At 70.2% G+C, this 15668-nt stretch carries 10 protein-coding genes; 5 read left to right on the top strand and 5 right to left on the bottom strand.

Features of this window, described 5'->3' with window-relative positions; translation table 11 throughout:
- Together OU415_RS09860 and OU415_RS09855 are read right to left on the bottom strand one after the other, a co-directional pair.
- Window positions 1-2643: type I polyketide synthase (locus OU415_RS09860; protein WP_270948313.1), on the bottom strand; the 2643-nt coding region annotated here is incomplete at its 3' end.
- A complete protein-coding gene (locus OU415_RS09855; protein WP_270948312.1) occupies window positions 2640-6482 on the bottom strand; it encodes a non-ribosomal peptide synthetase in 3843 nt (1280 codons plus the stop codon). The genes OU415_RS09855 and OU415_RS09860, both read right to left, overlap by 4 nt.
- A 181-nt stretch (window positions 6483-6663) precedes the next feature.
- Between OU415_RS09855 and OU415_RS09850 the strand changes: the two genes are divergently transcribed.
- Window positions 6664-7419 carry a thioesterase II family protein gene (locus OU415_RS09850; RefSeq protein ID WP_270948311.1) on the top strand — a complete coding sequence of 252 codons (756 nt, stop codon included), beginning with the start codon at window positions 6664-6666 and terminating at the stop codon, window positions 7417-7419.
- Between the two features lie 261 nt (window positions 7420-7680).
- Here OU415_RS09850 and OU415_RS09845 read toward each other — a convergent pair whose 3' ends face one another.
- From OU415_RS09845 to OU415_RS09835, 3 genes are read right to left on the bottom strand one after another with little or no spacing between them, the layout of a single operon-like run.
- Window positions 7681-8508, bottom strand: coding sequence for a carbon-nitrogen hydrolase family protein (locus OU415_RS09845; protein WP_270948310.1), 828 nt, complete (start codon window positions 8506-8508; stop codon window positions 7681-7683).
- 9 nt (window positions 8509-8517) lie between these two features.
- A complete protein-coding gene (locus OU415_RS09840) occupies window positions 8518-9957 on the bottom strand; it encodes a sodium:solute symporter family protein (RefSeq protein ID WP_270948309.1) in 1440 nt (479 codons plus the stop codon).
- Window positions 9954-10145: a hypothetical protein gene (locus OU415_RS09835; RefSeq protein ID WP_270948308.1), complete on the bottom strand. Its 192-nt coding sequence runs from the start codon at window positions 10143-10145 to the stop codon at window positions 9954-9956. The genes OU415_RS09840 and OU415_RS09835 overlap by 4 nt, the downstream gene beginning before the upstream one ends.
- A gap of 688 nt (window positions 10146-10833) precedes the next feature.
- Here OU415_RS09835 and OU415_RS09830 point away from each other — a divergent pair.
- From OU415_RS09830 to OU415_RS09815, 4 genes are all read left to right on the top strand, one after another.
- Entirely contained in the window at window positions 10834-11706 is an 873-nt protein-coding gene (locus OU415_RS09830) for a MurR/RpiR family transcriptional regulator (protein ID WP_270948307.1), read from the top strand.
- A 36-nt stretch (window positions 11707-11742) separates the two neighbouring features.
- On the top strand, window positions 11743-12630 hold the full coding sequence (locus OU415_RS09825) for an NAD(P)-dependent oxidoreductase (RefSeq protein WP_270948306.1): 888 nt from the start codon (window positions 11743-11745) through the stop codon (window positions 12628-12630).
- Entirely contained in the window at window positions 12627-14168 is a 1542-nt protein-coding gene (locus OU415_RS09820; protein ID WP_270948305.1) for an aldehyde dehydrogenase family protein, read from the top strand. Before OU415_RS09825 ends, OU415_RS09820 begins: the two co-directional genes overlap by 4 nt.
- Window positions 14169-14233: 65 nt before the next feature.
- Window positions 14234-15580 (top strand): DUF3100 domain-containing protein, encoded by a 1347-nt coding sequence (locus OU415_RS09815; protein ID WP_270948304.1) that lies wholly within the window; start codon window positions 14234-14236, stop codon window positions 15578-15580.
- The last annotated feature ends 88 nt before the right edge of the window (window positions 15581-15668 follow it).

Below are 15668 nucleotides of genomic sequence, written 5' to 3'. Positions count from 1 at the left end.
GCGCGGGACCTGCAGCGGTTCGGTGGCAGCGGGTTCGTCGTCGGCGCTGATCTGCCGGGGCGCGGGCGGGTCGATCCAGAAGCGCCGGCGCTGGAAGGCGTAACCGGGCGCGGCGATTCGGCGGCGCGGCTCGGCGTGACGAGTGGCGACGTCGACGTCGAGCCCGTGCGCCCACAGCTGGCCGACGACATCGCGGACGGACACAGCTTCGTCGGCGTCGTCAGAGGTGAAGGCCGTCAACGCGGTCCGCACCGCGTTCAGCCCGTTGCGCCGTGCCAGCCCGGCGAGTGCACTGCCGGGCCCGACCTGCACCACGATCGCCGGAGCGTCGTGATCGACCGCCGTGCGCAGCGCATCGGAGAACCGCACGGTGTCGCGCAACTGGCGAACCCAGTGCTCGGCCGTGCTCAACTCCGCATCCGCATAGTTGCCGGTGACGGTCGTGACCATCGGCACCGCAAGCGGGCGCGGCCGCAACCCGTCCGCGGCGGCCCGCAGCGCCGGAATGGCGGGCTCCACCAGGCGCGAGTGCAACGCGGCATCGACCCGCAGCAGTGAAGACCGCTCGTGCTCGCCGATGCCCGCGGCGAGCGCTTCGATCGCCGGTCGCGGCCCGGACACCACGCAGGAGTCGGGTGCGTTGACCGCGGCCAGGTCGACCTCGGGGTGGTTCGCGAGAAGCCCGGCCACTTCGGCTTCCGGGAGCTGGATCGCAAGCATGCTCCCGCCGCCGGCGGCCCGGGATGCCCCGGTGCACCGGACGGCGACCAGACGAGCGGCGTCCGGTAGTGCGAGCGCACCGGAGACCACGGCGGCGGTGTACTCGCCGAGGCTGTGCCCGAGCACCACGTCCGGGCGCACACCCCAGGAGTCCAGCAGACGCGCAGTCGCCAGAGAGACCGCGAACAGCGCAGGCAGGCCGTAAGCGGCGTCGCGCACGCGTTCCTGCGCCGCGTCCCCGAGCACGGCTTCCCGGATGTCGGTTCCCAGCAGGGGGAGCAGCAGGTCAGCGCATTCGTCGACGCAGTCCCGGAACACCGGTTCGTCGGCGTAGAGCCGCGAACCCATGGCCGGGTACTGGCTTCCGGCGCCGGGGAAGGCGAACACCACACGTGGTTGGGCGGATAGCGCCTCCACCGCGGTGGCCGTGCGCAACGCCTCCGAGACGTTCCCGTTGCGCACGGCTGCGGCCACGCGATGGGACAGCGCGGGGCGACCGTGCTGCAGGGTGTGCGCGAGGTCGGCGGCGTCCAAGGATTCGGCGTCGGCGATGGCCGCCGCGGTCTGCTCGGCTGCTGCGCGGTTGTGCGCGGACACCGTCAGGATCTGCGGCCGCGAGTCCGGTTGCACAGCTGGCCGGCTGGGTGCCGGGCCGAGCACGACGTGGCAGTTCGTACCGCCGATGCCGAACGCGCTGACCCCGGCCAGCTCCGGACCCCGCCACTGCGTGGTCTCGGTGACGACCTCGAACGGCGAACCGTCCAATTGCAGCAGGTCGTTGACCGGTTCGGCGTGCAGCGACGCGGGCAGGATCCCGTTCTGGACGGCCAACGTCGTCTTGATGAACGAGGCGATGCCCGCAGCGGTGTTGGCGTGCCCGATGTTGCTCTTGACCGACCCCAGCCCGCACCAGGCCGGGCCCGCGTCGCTGAAGATCCGCCGGAGCGCGGCGGTTTCGACCGGATCCCCCAGCCGCGTCGCGGTTCCGTGCGCCTCGACGTAGCCGATCTGCCGCGGATCGACACCCGCGATCGCCTGAGCCTCGGCGATCACCCGCGCCTGCCCGCGTAGCGACGGAGCGGTGAACCCGGCCTTGTCGGCACCGTCGTTGTTGACCGCCGAGCCGTGCAGGACCGCCAGCACCGGATCACCGTCGGCCAGCGCGTCGTCGAGCCGCCGCAGCACGACGGCCCCGCCCCCTTGCGAGTAGACGATGCCGCTGCCGTCGGCGGAGAACGGGCGCACCCTGCCGTCGGCGGAGTAGATCCCCTCTGCGACGTGCAGGTATCCGTGGCCTTGCGGGACGATCAGCGAAACACCACCGGCGATGGCGGTGTCGCACTCCTCGTTGAGCAGCGACTGGGCGGCGGTGTGCACCGCGACCAGCGACGTCGAGCACGTCGTGTTCACCGCGATGGCCGGGCCGGTCAGGTTCAACCGGTAGGCCACCTGCAGCGGCAGGTAGTCGGCGTGCGTGGCCATCGCGGTCTGCAGGCTGCCCACCGGATCCGCACCGCCGCCGGTCGGGCTCCACCGGTCGGCGAGGTTGCTGGCCAGGTAGGAGCTGTGCGCGGCCCCGGCGAAGACCCCGACCGAACCGGCCCCCAGCCCGCATCCGTGCCCGGCCTGCTCCAACGCATGCCAGGCCACCTCCAGGAAGAGCCGCTGCTGGGGATCGAGCAGAGCGGCTTCGGCGTCGGTGAGGCCGAACGGTTCGGGGTCGAACAGGTCCTGGCCGTCGATCAGCCCGCCGACGGGGACGTAGTCCGGGCGGTTGCGCAGTCGCGGTGGAACGCCGCGCGCCGCGAGCTCGGCTTCGCTGAACCGGGTGAGCCCCTCGCGGCCGGCCACGAGCATGTCCCAGAACGCGGCGGCATCCGGAGCTCCGGGGAAGCGGCAGGCGAGTCCGGTGACGGCGATCATCGGGCGGCCTCTGCGGCATGGGCGCGGGCCGCTCGGCGGCTCGACGTCGGCGGTGCGGGCCGCGCGGGGGCCGGTTCCGCGCGTTGCGCGATCACGGCGGCCAGGTCGCGGATCGTGGGGTTGGCCAGGAAGTCGACCACGGTGAGGTCGGGGTCGAGCTCGGCGCTGAGCCTGCGCTGGGCCTGGACCAGGGTGAGCGACGTGGCACCCAGCTGGAAGAACTGCGTCGAAATGTCTACTTCGGACTTCAGGAGTTCTTGGAACACCTTCTGGATGGCGGCTTCTGCGTCCGCGGTCTGCCTCGACTGCGTACTCGGTGGCGGGGCTGTTGGCGTTTCAGCACGTGCAGCGGTAGACGCAGCGGCTGGCAGCGGTGTCGCCACTGCGGGTACGGAGTCGCCTGCGGCGCGGCTGAAGGTGAGCTCGATCAGCGTCCCGTCGCCCAAGCGCTCGGTGGCGCTCAGGCCGGCGGACTCGGCAGCCGACAGCAGGTGCCTGCCGAACTCGCCAGCGGCCGACAGTGCCTCCACCGGGGACAGCGTGCCGGGGGAGAAGCTGATCGCGATGTCAAGACCACGGGTGGTGGCGTCGTGGAGCGCCGCGTAGAAACCGGACAGGACGGGCTGGCTGGTGGCGAGATCGGGCTGTGGAACGGCCGCGGCGGTTACCTCGGGAGCGGGATCGCGCACAGCGGCCCGCTGGTAGGGATTCGCCAGCGCCTTGTAATCGATCTTCCCGTTGGCGGTGACCGGGAATTCCTCCATCGTGACGAAGCGGGTCGGCACCATGTACTCGGGGACGTTCTCGCGCAGTCGGCGCCGCAGCTCCTCGTCGGTCATCTCGGCCGCGGCGTGCCGAACGACGTAGGCCACCAGACGGGGCCGGTCATCCGGGCCCGGCACCGACAACGCCACCGACTTGCGGATCCCGGGCAGCCGGTCCAGCACGGATTCGACCTCGCCCAGCTCGATGCGATGCCCGCGGATCTTGACCTGCCGGTCCAGCCGCCCGAGGAACTCGATCGTCCCGTCGTGGCGCCAGCGCCCCATGTCCCCGGTGCGGTAGAGCCGCAGCCCCAGCTGCGGGTGGGTGATGAACCGGTCCGCGGTCTGCTGCGGATCGCCGACGTAGCCGCGCGCCAGCCCACCGCCGCCGATGTGCAGTTCGCCGGGCTCGCCGACCGGCTGGGGGCGGCCGTGCTCGTCGAGGATGTGGAACACCTGTCCCCGCAGCGCGCGGCCGTAGGGGATGCTGCGCCATCCGGGGTCCACGTCGCCGATGGGGTGGCAGATCGACCAGATCGATGCTTCCGTCGCCCCGCCGAGGCTGACGATCTGGGCGTTCGGGGCGAGCGCGCGCACCCGATCTGGCAGCGTGACCGGAATCCAGTCCGCGGACAGGAACACCAACCGCAGCGGTGCGAACGCCTCGCGGGCCAGCTCGGGGTCGACTTCGGCGTATTCCACCAGCATTTCCATCAACGCCGGAGCGGTGTTCCACAACGTCACCTCGTGCTGGCGCATCAGCTCCAGCCAGTGGCCCGGGTCGCGCTGCCGCTCGGCGTCGGGGACCACCAGGGCTCCGCCGACGCCGAGCACGGCGAAGATGTCGTGCACGGACAGGTCGAAGCTGAACGCCGACAGCGCCAGCATCCGGTCCTCAGCGCTGATCGGGAAGCGGTCGACGAGGTCGTCGATCGTGGTGCGCGCGGCGCGGTGCTCGATCGCAACACCCTTGGGGCGCCCGGTCGACCCGGAGGTGAAGATGACGTACGCCAGATCTTCCGGTTCTGGCCGCAGCACCGCGGCTTCCGCCACCTCGCCTGGAAGGGCGCCGCTGGCCTGCAAGCGGTGCACGGTGACGTCCGCCGGCCATTCCGCTTGGACTTCGGGGCCGACCACGGCATGCCGGATGCCCGCCTGGGCGCAGACCGAAGCGATGCGATTCGCCGGCCACGACGGTTCCACCGGAACATAGCCCGCACCGCTGGCACACACCCCGAGGATCGCGGCGATCTGCGCGGTGCTCTTCTCGACGGCAACCGCGACGAGATCGCCCGTGCCGACTCCGGCCGCGGCGAGCACGGCCGCCGTCTGGGCGGCGTGGGCCGAGAGTTCCTTGTGGCTGAGCGAATTCCCGGAATCCAGGAGCGCCGGCGCATCCGGACATCGGTCGGCGGCTGCCCGCAGCGGATCGTCGAGCAGCGAGCCGACCGGGCCGAACGGCGCGCACTCCAGCTGCTCGGCCGGCAGGAACGACGGGTCCCAGCCGAGGGCGATGTCAGTCCAGGCACCAGGGTCCTGGGCGAGCCGGCGCAGCAACCGGGTGTGGGCGTCGAGCATGCCGCTGACGAAGCCGTCGGGGAAGACGCCGTCGACCGAGTCCCAGCACAGCTTCAACGCGCCGCCTTCGGCGTAGACGATGTGGTCCAGCAGCACCTGCGGCGTTTGCGAGATGCCGTACACCTCTCGCCCCAGCCAGCCGGCCGGATCGTCGTCGCCATCGGACAGCCCCAGCCCGCTGGTGAAGACCACCGGGTACTGCGGCGTCGACGTGGTCGTCCCGGCAGCGTGCTGGGCCTCCATCCCGGACACCGTCCGGTGGTCCAGGTCGGTCCAGAACTGGCGGTTGGCCCGCGTCGCGTAGTCGGCGAATCCCGTCCACCGCGCCGGATCCAGCTCGGGCATCGCGACGAGCACGGTCGAGGTGAAGTCGCCGACCAGCGATTCGAGCTCGGGATCGTCAGGCCGGTCGAACAGCGTGGTGTTCAGGCAGAACGGCTCGGTCGCGCCCCAGCGGGCCAGCGTGAGCCCGAACGCCGCGAGCAGCACCCCGGTAGGGCTGAGCCCGTGATCGGCAGCACTGGTGCGCAGCGCCGCCCACTCCGGCGGTGTCAACGTCGCCGAGACCCTGCTGAACCGGTGGTTGCGCACCTGGTCGATGTCGCACAGCACCGGCAAGGCCGGTCCAGGCGGTAGCGATGGCGCGCGTTCCGCCCAGTAAGCGCGATCGTTCTCCCGGCGCTGCTGCTCTTCGGGATCGGATGCCCGATTGCGGATGACATCGACGAAAGTCGTGCGCGGCGCGGGCAGTTCTGCCGACGGATCGGCGACCAGCACGCCCCACTCGGCCAGCAGCTGCATCCACCCGGCCAGGTCCAGCGCTAGCACGTCGATCCCCAAGCACAGCCGGGTTCGACCGTCGGGCAGCAGGACGGCCCGGATGTCGAACAACGGCCACCGGTCGGCCGGGCGCACCTGGTGGGACCACACCTCGCGAAGTTCGGCGGCGGTGCGTTCGGCGGTCGCCGCGTCGACGCCCCGCAGGTCGGTGACCGGGATCTCGTAGCGGGGCACGGTGTCCAGCACGCGCTGCCGGGCATCCGCACCGACGACCATGCGCAGCATCGGATGCCGCTGGACCAGGGCGTTCCACGCCGATCCCAAGCGATCCAGATCTGCTTCCGGGGCGTCGGTCGGCGTCCGGTCGTACTCCCGGTAGAAGAAGGTCGCGACTCCGCCGAGCGGGAACGCCGGGTCCCGGCCGACCCAGTAGGCCGACTGGATCGGGGTGAGCGGGAACGAGGCTTCACCTGGTTCCACCACGCCGTCGGCGATCGAGCGAACCGTTGCGGCGCCGAGGAAAGCCGTGAGCGGAAGGTCGAGGTCGAACTCTTCGCGAAGGCGGCGGCGCAGCCGGACCGCGGTGAAGGACTCCAGGCCAAGCTCGACCAGAGGCGTGTCGGTCTCGAGGGTGCTGGTGGGCACGTCCATCACCTCGGCGAGGGCTGCGGCAACGGCATCGAGGTCGACCGACGATCCAGCCGGGGTCGCGCTCATGGTCCTCCTTGGGAGAGCAGGGGCGGCCAAACTTTGATCACAGTGCGTCAGCGCACTGGACAAGTGAAACGACAATCGTTTTCAATTACGCCGGAGCGGTCACGATCGTGTCAAGGGGAAACACGAAGGGTGATCGCCGGTGACGTCAAGTTGATGAACCCCGAGGCTGAGTGGAGGACCTGTGCTGGACCCGTCGGAGTCCGCGTTGCGTTGCTACGACCCGGTACCTGCGGCGCGAGTGCGGTTGTTCTGCCTGCCGCACGCGGGTGGGGCGGCGAGCTTCTTCCGGTCGTGGTCGTCGCTGCTGCCGTCAGACGTCGAGATGTGCGCAGTCCAGTACCCGGGGCGAGAAGACCGCTGGAACGTACCGGCCTGCACGGCGATGCCCGACCTCGTTCAGGACGTGGTCACCGGTGTCCGCAGCCGGCTCGACGACCGCCCGTTCGTCCTGTTCGGACACAGCCTCGGGGCGATCGTCGCCTACGAAGCAGCGCAAGCCCTGCGCCGAGAACTGGGGCGGGAACCGAGTCACCTCTTCGTCTCGGCGAAAGAACCCCCGCAACACCACCGGGCCGACGACTTCCACCGGCGTTCGGATGAGGACCTCTGCGGCGAGCTCGCCAGGCTCATGCCCGACCGCGCGGATGTGCTGGCACAACCAGACGTCCGCAGCCTTCTCCTCCCCGCGGTCCGCGCGGACTACCGGGTGAACGAGACCTACCGGCCGGCGAGCCCGCAGCCTCCGCTCGAATGCCCGATCACGGCATTCTGCGCCGCAGACGACACCGAGACCACCGTGGCGGAGGTGCAGGACTGGCGACAGCTCACCCGGAACCGGTGCGACCTCGTGGTCCTCCCCGGCGATCACTTCTACCTGGTGCCGCGCCGCAGTGAAGTCCTGTCCACGATCCGCCACGCCGTTTCAGCTCTCCAGTAGGACTAGCCAGCGGTGGCGCGGCGGACCTCCGGTGCCCCGGCCACCGGCCCGTAGGCGTTGAGCGGGCCGGCGGCGGCCAGCACCTCCGCGAGCTCCGGTGGGACCGGGAGTCCGGCCTCGCCGAAGCCCGGGTGCGCGATCCGCTTTCCCGCGGCTCGTTCGGCCTGCAGTCGCTAGTTGACGGCGAGCGTTGCCGAATGGGCGACCACGGTCGATCTCCGTTCTCCCGTGCCGGCGATCCAGTATCGCCGGTTCAACCGCTCACGCCTGCGCGATCGGTTCGTACAGGTCTGGTCGGCGGTCCCGGTAGCGGGTCTGGAAGAGCCTGGTGCGCACCAGCAGGTCGGCGTCCAGCTCGGCACGGGCGGTGCCCGGCTGGTCGTCCAGCGCGGCGGGCAGTGTGCCGTCCGGGGCGCCGATCGCGCTGGTCCCGCAGAACGGCAGCTCTCCTTGCGCACCACACCGATTCGCCGCGACGGCGTAGCACTGGTTCTCGTACGCACGCGTCGCGGTGAGCCCGTGGTAGAGCGTCGGGTTCGGCAGCGTCGGCGCCTGGTAGCTGACCGCGATCACTTCGGCACCGCGCAGCGCCAGCACCCGGGCCGCCTCGGGGAACGAGTTGTCCGCGCACACCAGCACCCCGATCCGGCCGAGCTCGGTGTCGAACGGGGTGAGTTCACCACCGGGTTCGAAGTAGCTCTTCTCCAGCCTGGGCAGGTGGATCTTGCGGTGGAATTCGGTGCTGGCGTCGGGCCGGATCAGCGCCGCGGTATTGGCGATCACGCCGGTCAGCGTCGCGTGCCGCTCTGCGAACCCGACCACGACGTGGGTCCCGGTGGACACCGCGGCGTCCCGGATGGCCTGGGTGAACTCGCCGCCGAAGTGTTCGGCAGCGTGGTAGTAGTCGGCCAGGTCGTCGGATTCGGCGCTGACCGGGTAACCGATGTTGGCCAGCTCCGGCAGCACGATCAGCTCCGCGCCCGCCGCGGCTTCCTCCTGCACCCGCTTGGCGAACCGCTCGGCGTTGCCGGTGGGGTCCAGGTAGCCGATCTCCTCCTGCACCGCGGCGGCGGTGAACTTCGCTCGCATCTGTTCCTCCTAGGCCGGAACCTGTTCGGCGGCTCGACGTGGCGCCGGGGTCAGCAGGCTGACGCCCGCGGTCACCGCCAAGTTGAGCACCATCGCGACCAACCCGGTGTTCAGTCCGAACAGGACGCTGTGGCCGGCGCTGATCAGGCCGAAGGCGAACCCTTCGCCGACCAGGATGCCTGCGACCACGCCCGCCTTGGACACCCGAGGCCAGATCAGCGACAGCAGGACCGCCGGGAAGAACTGGCTGACGCCTGCGTACGCGGTCAGCAGCAGGCTGCTCAACGCTGCGGTCGAGGTCAGCGCGAAGCCGAGCGCGATCAGCATCACCAGCAGCACCAGTGCGCGCGAGACCCGCAGCACGGTGCGCGGGTCGGCGTTCGGGCGCAGCAGGCCCTGGTAGACGTTGCGCGACAACAGGGTCGCCGAGCCGAGCACCAAGGCGCTGGCCGGCACCATCGCGGCGAGCGCCCCAGCACCGGCGATGAATCCGACCAGCCAGTCCGGGCTGGACACCAGCACCAGCTTCATCAGCGCCAGGTTGCTCTCCGCGCCTTTCAAGCCGGGCACGACCATCAGCGCGGTCAGCCCGGCGAAGAACACCAGCAGCAGCGCCAGCTGGTAGAACGGCAGGAACGTGGCGTTGCGCCGGATGCTGCGCTCGCTGTTGGCGGTGAACGTCGCCTGGAAGAGTTGCGGGTACATGTAGAAGCCGAGGCTGGACATGATCACGGTGGAGATGAACCAGCTGACGTCCATGCTCGAGGTGGCACCTGGCAACGCCATGTGGCCCGGGTGCGCGGCGTTGACCGCGTCCAGCAGTCCGGAGAACGAACCGAAGTACTGCAGCGGAATCACCACGCCGACCACGATCACCGCGGCGATGATGAGCACGTCTTTGAGCGCGCTGGTCCAGGCGGTGGAGCGGATACCGGCGACGAATACGAAGACCGCGACGAACACGAAGGCGACCAGCAGGCTCACCGCGCGCGGGATGCCGGTGACCGTGGTGACGATGTCGCCGAGCCCGACCAGCTGGATCACGGTGTAGGGCACCACGAACACCACGCCGATGACCGCGACCAGCGCGCCCAGCCCGCGGCTTTGGAAGCGGTGTGCGAAGTAGTCGCCCTGGGTGAGCAGGCCGTGCTTCTTCGCGTAGCGCCACAGCGGTGGCAGCAGGAAGAACGACACGATGTAGGCCATCGGGCCGTAGGCCAGGATGAACAGCGACGGCCCGCCCTGGGCGTAGGCCTGGCCCGGAGCGCCGAGGAAGGTGAAGGTGGTGAACGCTTCGCCGGCCATCAGGACCCAGAGCAGCAGGGGCCCCATGCTGCGCCCGGCCACCGTCCACTGCTCCAGGTCCATCTTCTTGCGGCCGCGGGCGGCGAAGCCCAGCGCGATGCCGCTTCCAGCGATCAGCGTGGCGATGACGGCGGCGGTGCTCACTCGTGTCCCTCGCCTTCACCCAGCGCTCGGTCGGCCAGCCACAGGAACAGCGGGGTCACCAGCACGCACGCGGACAGCCACAGTGCGAGCAGTGGCAGCCCCAGCACCACGCGGTCGCTGTTGAACAACGGCACGCCGACCACCATGGCCGCGTACGGGATGAACCCGAGGATGAGAGCTTTGCGCAACGGGGCCCTCCTCTGTCGAAGTTCGTCGCACGGGACCGCGCGACGCAAGGATATTTGCACAAGATGATGGCGATGCCAATGAGGTTGCTCAGCGTTTACGGGTGGAGAAGCGCCCGACGCCTGACTGCCCGTCTCGTGCCGACAAGGCGTTAACAGGAACTTTTCTCCCGCTCGCAACCCAAAATCGGTCAAATGGCGAAGGGTGTGGGAACCCACCCTTCGCCGGTCGACGGCACGCAAGGAGATTTGCACAAGTCCACGCGGCGAATGATGGGCGGGCGGACGAGACACGGAGGCGATGTGATCAGCGAAGCCTGGGGAGCTCATCGGCAACCTGCCTGGCCAGTTCCATGCGTCGGGATCGAGGGAATGATCCAGGTGCGAGCGAAGGTGTGAATCCCTTTGCGTGTCAACATGTTTCGTCCGGTTTGAGGGTGTCGCGCCGGTCATGTGACTTCTGGGAATTCACGGCGGTGTCGCGGCCAATGGGCGGGCCAGTCGATGCGGCATCTCGGGGTCGTGCACGGCCTGCCGCGTCCGGTCCCCGCTCGGTCGAGCTCTCGGGTGGGCGCCGAGCATCGCGAAGTGCATCGGAGGCATCGAGGGCCTTTCTGCAATCAGAATTGCGATGTACATTGTTGCAATCGCGCTTGCAGAGCGCTCCGCCTCGCATCCGGGAGCAGGGCTCGTGTCCACAGCACAGAACGACGAGATCTTCACCGACGCCCAGTGGTTGGGTGACGTCTTGCCCGACGTGCCGCTGTCCAAGGCTCAGTCGCGCGTGGTCGACGTGATCGCCCGCAATCCGCAACTGGCGTCCTACGCGGACATCGCCGAGATCGCACAGCGGGCCGACGTCAACAACTCCACCGTGGTCCGCGCCGCGCAGACGCTGGGCTACCGGGGCTGGCCGGACCTGCAGCGCGAGCTGCGGGCCCGCTACCTGGTGCTGATCTCCTCCGAGGACACGCTCGTCGAGCACGGCGAGCACCGGAGCCCGCTGCACGACGCCCTGACGCACGACATCGACAACCTGCGCCAGGCGCTGGACACCAACACCGCCGCCGACGCCGAGGCCGCCATCGCGGCGCTGGCCGCGGCCAGATCGATCCTCGTGGTCGGCGTCGGCTCCTTCGCCGGTCCGGCCAGCGTCATGGCCCACCTCGGTTCCACCATGGGCTACCCGATCTCCCTGGAGAACCGGGCCGGGGTGCACCTGGCCACCGCCATCAACGGCCTGGGACCGGGCGACGTCCTGGTGGTCATCAACATGTGGCGGTCCATGAAGCAGCTCATCGCCACCACCGAGGCGGCTCGCGCTGCAGGCGCGACGATCATCGCGATCACCGACATGCGCCGAGGACGGCTGGCCACCACCGTGGCCGACCACCTGCTGATCGTGCCGTCGGAAGGCATTTCCTTCTTCCAGTCCGTCACCGCGGCCACCTCGGTGGTCTACGGGTTGCTCGCCGGGATGCAAGCGGCCCAACCGGAACGCAGCCGCGCCGCCATCCGCCGCACCCAGCAGCTGTGGAAGGACCTCGACATCTACCTCGACTAGGACGAATCGCCAACGTCCTCGCGAACAGGAGCTCTGATGGACAAGCAAATCGCCGTCGTCGGCCTGGGGTCGATGGGCGGTGCCATGGCCTCCGCCCTGCAGCGGTCAGGCTGGCAGGTGTCCGGGTTCGACCCCTCGCCTGACGCGCGTTCCGCCGCGGGGAGTGGCGGCATCCGCACCGTGGACGAGGTCGGGCTGCTGGCCGGAACGCCCTACGTCGTCCTCTCGCTGCCTTCGGCCCGCGTGGTCGAGGCGACGGTTCCCCGCCTGCTGGAGAGCGCGGGCACCCTCGCGATCGTCGACACGACGACGTCGGAGCCGACCACCAGCGTCGAACTCGCCGCCCTCGCCGCCGAACGGGGCGCGGCCTTCGTGGACGCACCCGTTTCGGGTGGGCGGGACGGCGCCGCGACGGGCCGGTTGACCGCGTTCGTCGGGGCCACCGCAGAAGCCCTCGACGCGGCCCGGCCCGTGCTGGAAGCCCTGACCGGCGGCCAGTACCAGCACCTCGGCGGTCCCGGCTCCGGCAACGTGGTCAAGCTGCTCAACAACGTCCTGGCCGCGGCCAACCTGGTGTCCGTAGGTGAGGCCCTCGCCGTCGCGAAGGCCTACGGCGTGGACCCCGCCGTCGCCGCGGCGGGGATCAGCGGAGCTTCCGGCGGCAGCAAGGTCTCCGCCGCGATGTACCCGGACTGGGTGCTCTCCGGCACTCACGACTCCGGTTTCTCCCTGGGGTTGATGGCCCGGGACGCCGCGCTGGCCATCGAGATCGCCGGCCGGCGCGGCGAGCGGCCAGGTCTGCTGGCCGAGGCGAGCCAGCGCTGGCAGGACGCCCTCGCCCGCCTGGGCCCCAGCGCCGACTTCACCGAGATCGCGCGAACCGTCGCTCCCTCCCTCACCCGCGAAGGATCCCCTGACGCATGAGCACGCCCCCGACGACTTCTTCCGCCGCCACTGCACGCCAGGCCTTGGACGCCGCTTTCCCGCAAGGCCTCGGGGCTTTCGCCGACGGTGCCGTCGTCACCGGCGGCGGCGAGCGCATCACCCTCACCTCCGCTGCCACCGGCGAGGACTACGCCGACTTCAACGACCTCGGCCGCGAAGGCGCCGACGCCGTCTTGGCCAGCGCGGTCCGCGGGGCCGCGAAGTGGGCGGCGACGGACGCCTTCGAGCGGGCGGCGATCCTGCGCGAGGTCTCCCGCGCCGTCTCCGAGCACGCCGAGGAACTGGCCGTGCTGGAGTCCGCCACCACTGGAAAACCGCTCCGGGACACCCGGGTCGAGGCAGCCAAGGTCGCCGAGATGTTCGGCTACTACGCGGGGTGGGCGGACAAGCTGATGGGCCGGACCATCCCGGTCCCCGGCAACTGGCACACCTACACCGAACGCGTCCCCTGGGGCGTTGTCGTGGCCATCACCCCGTGGAACGCGCCGCTGTTCACGGCCGGTTGGAACTCAGCCGCCCCGCTGGCCGCAGGCAACGCCGTCGTCGTCAAACCCAGCGAATTCACCCCGGCCTCCACCGTCAGGCTGGCCCAGGTGGCGCACCGGGCCGGTCTGCCGGAAGGCGTCTTCAACGTCGCCGTCGGCCTCGGGAGCACCGTCGGCGCCGCGCTCACCAGCGATCCTCGCGTCGGGAAGGTCTCGTTCATCGGCTCGGTGGCCACAGGCCGTCAGGTGGCGGTCTCGGCGGCCCGGGCCGGTGTCCCGACCGTTCTCGAACTCGGCGGCAAGAGCGCCAACATCGTCTTCGCCGACGCGGACCTGGACCGCGCGGCCGACGGTGCCATCGCGGCCGTGTTCTCCGGCGCCGGGCAGTCCTGCGTGGCAGGCTCGCGGCTGCTGGTGCAGCGCAGCGTCCACGCCGAGTTCGTCGAACGCGTTGCGGCGCGGGCGGCGCGATTGCGCCTCGGCGATCCGCTCGACCCCGGCACCGAGGTCGGCCCGATCATCACGGCACCGCAGTTCGCCACCGTGACCTCCCTGATCGAGGCGGGGCTGCAGGACGGCGGCCGCCGGGTCACCGGCGCGGAGTTGCCCGCCGCGCTGACGGGCACGCCGCTGGCGGCCGGCCACTGGGTCGTGCCCACCTTGCTCGACGGGGTCACGCCCGCCAACCGGTTGGAGACCAGCGAGGTGTTCGGCCCGGTGGTCGGCGCCGACGCGTTCGACACCGAGGCGGAAGCGATCGACCGGGCCAACGGCACGAACTTCGGCCTGGCGGGCGCGGTGTGGACCGGCGACGTGTCCCGCGCCCACCACGTGGCGCGCTCGGTCAAGGCCGGAACGTTCTGGATCAACTCCTACAAGACGATCCACGTCGCCGTCCCCTTCGGCGGTTTCGGCGACTCCGGCCACGGCCGTTCCTCCGGGCCGGGTGTGCTCGACGAGTACACCCAGACCAAGGCCGTCTGGGTGCCCACCCGCGCCGCGGGCGCACCGTTCCCGTCGCTGAGCTACTAGGAGGCGCAATGGGAATGATCCAGCAGGAAGACCAGCCGGAACCCCTCGCAGGAAGCAGCAGCCAGATGACCACTTCCGCCGCCCCGGCAGGGACCGGAACGAAGCAAACGCTGCCGATCGCCGCCCTGGCGCTGGTCATCGCGCTGGTCGTCCAGTTCGTCGGACAGGTCGAGATCGACCTGGGCATCGGGTCCGTCATCATCTTCCCGATGGTGTGGGGGCTGGTCCTCGGCCTGCTGGTGTCGGTGCAGAGGTTCAAGCCGCTCGGCCTGGATCTGCAGAAGGCGGCCTCGGCCTTGGTCGGCGTGGCGGTGATGCTGCTGGTGGCCCGGCTCGCCTTCAACATCGGCCCGAGCCTGCCGACCCTGGTCAAAGCGGGGCCCGCCCTGCTGCTGCAGGAGGTCGGCCACCTGCTCGGGACGGTCGCCCTCGCCCTGCCGCTTGCCGTGCTGCTGCGCATGGGCAAGGCCACGGTCGGCGCCACGTTCTCCCTGGACCGCGAGCCGTCGTTCGCGATGGTCTCGGAGAAGTACGGGCCGGATTCGGACCAGTACCGCGGTGTGCTGGCGATGTACGTGTTCGGCACGCTCTTCGGCGCGGTGTTCATCACGCTGCTGACGTCGCTGGTGGCGAACTGGCGCATCTTCGATCCGCTGGCGCTGGCCATGGGCGCGGGCGTCGGGTCCGGTTCGATGATGGCGGCGTCCATGGCGAGCATCGTGGACGCGTACCCGGCGGACGAAGAGGCCGTCCTGGGCATGGCCGCCGTGTCGAACCTGATCACCACGATCCTGGGCGTGTACGTCGGGATCTACCTCGCGCTGCCGCTGGCCGACCGGTTCTACCGGCTGCTCACCGGAGGCCGGGACACCGCCGCTCCGGAATCGAGCGCGCCGGCGGCTTCCGCCGGTGCCGGGGCGGACGAGGTGTCGGACAACCGCGCGTTCCGGGAGCAGGTCGCGGCGGCTTCCGCCCAGGTCACGCTGCCGTTGTGGCTGTCGCTCGCGGTGCTGACGGTGCTGGGCATCGGCACCGCTTCGATCGCGGCCGGTGCCTTGAGCTGGAAGGTCGTCGGCGGGTACGCGGTGCTGCTGGCCCTGGTCCTGTTCGGGCTCCTGCTGGCGAAGGTGTCCCGGAAGATCTCGGCGATCGTGTGGATCACGACGGTGGGCGCCTACATCTCGAGTCCCTGGTTCCCCGGCGCGGAGGTGCTGAACCCGCTGGTGAAATCGGTGGACTTCCTCTCGATCGCCACCATCATGCTGACCCTGGCGGGGCTGTCGCTGGGCAAGGACATCCCGCTGCTGCGGCGGATCGGCTGGAAGATCATCCCGGTCGGCCTGGTCGCGATCACGGCGTCGTTCCTCCTGTCGACCGTGATCGCCGAGTTCGCCCTGGGTTTGTGGGGCTGAGCAGTCCGCCGGGGTCGTACTCTGAACGCAGCGAGGCAGCACAGAACAGCAGGTCACCGGGTTAGGTGGCGGCGAGGATGAGACTGTG

This window comes from Saccharopolyspora oryzae, assembly GCF_027853915.1.
Classification (GTDB): Bacteria; Actinomycetota; Actinomycetes; order Mycobacteriales; family Pseudonocardiaceae; genus Saccharopolyspora; species Saccharopolyspora oryzae.
The sequence above is the reverse complement of the archived record's forward strand: the minus strand, read 5'-3'. Positions and strand labels throughout refer to the sequence as shown.

Excerpts from the sequence above, each read along its gene's own strand:
- OU415_RS09820 (WP_270948305.1), top strand. The coding sequence starts at position 12,627 with ATGAGCACGCCCCCGACGACTTCTTCCGCCGCCACTGCACGCCAGGCC.
- OU415_RS09855 (WP_270948312.1), bottom strand. The coding sequence starts at position 6,482 with ATGAGCGCGACCCCGGCTGGATCGTCGGTCGACCTCGATGCCGTTGCC.
- OU415_RS09825 (WP_270948306.1), top strand. The coding sequence starts at position 11,743 with ATGGACAAGCAAATCGCCGTCGTCGGCCTGGGGTCGATGGGCGGTGCC.
- OU415_RS09815 (WP_270948304.1), top strand. The coding sequence starts at position 14,234 with ATGACCACTTCCGCCGCCCCGGCAGGGACCGGAACGAAGCAAACGCTG.
- OU415_RS09845 (WP_270948310.1), bottom strand. The coding sequence starts at position 8,508 with ATGCGAGCGAAGTTCACCGCCGCCGCGGTGCAGGAGGAGATCGGCTAC.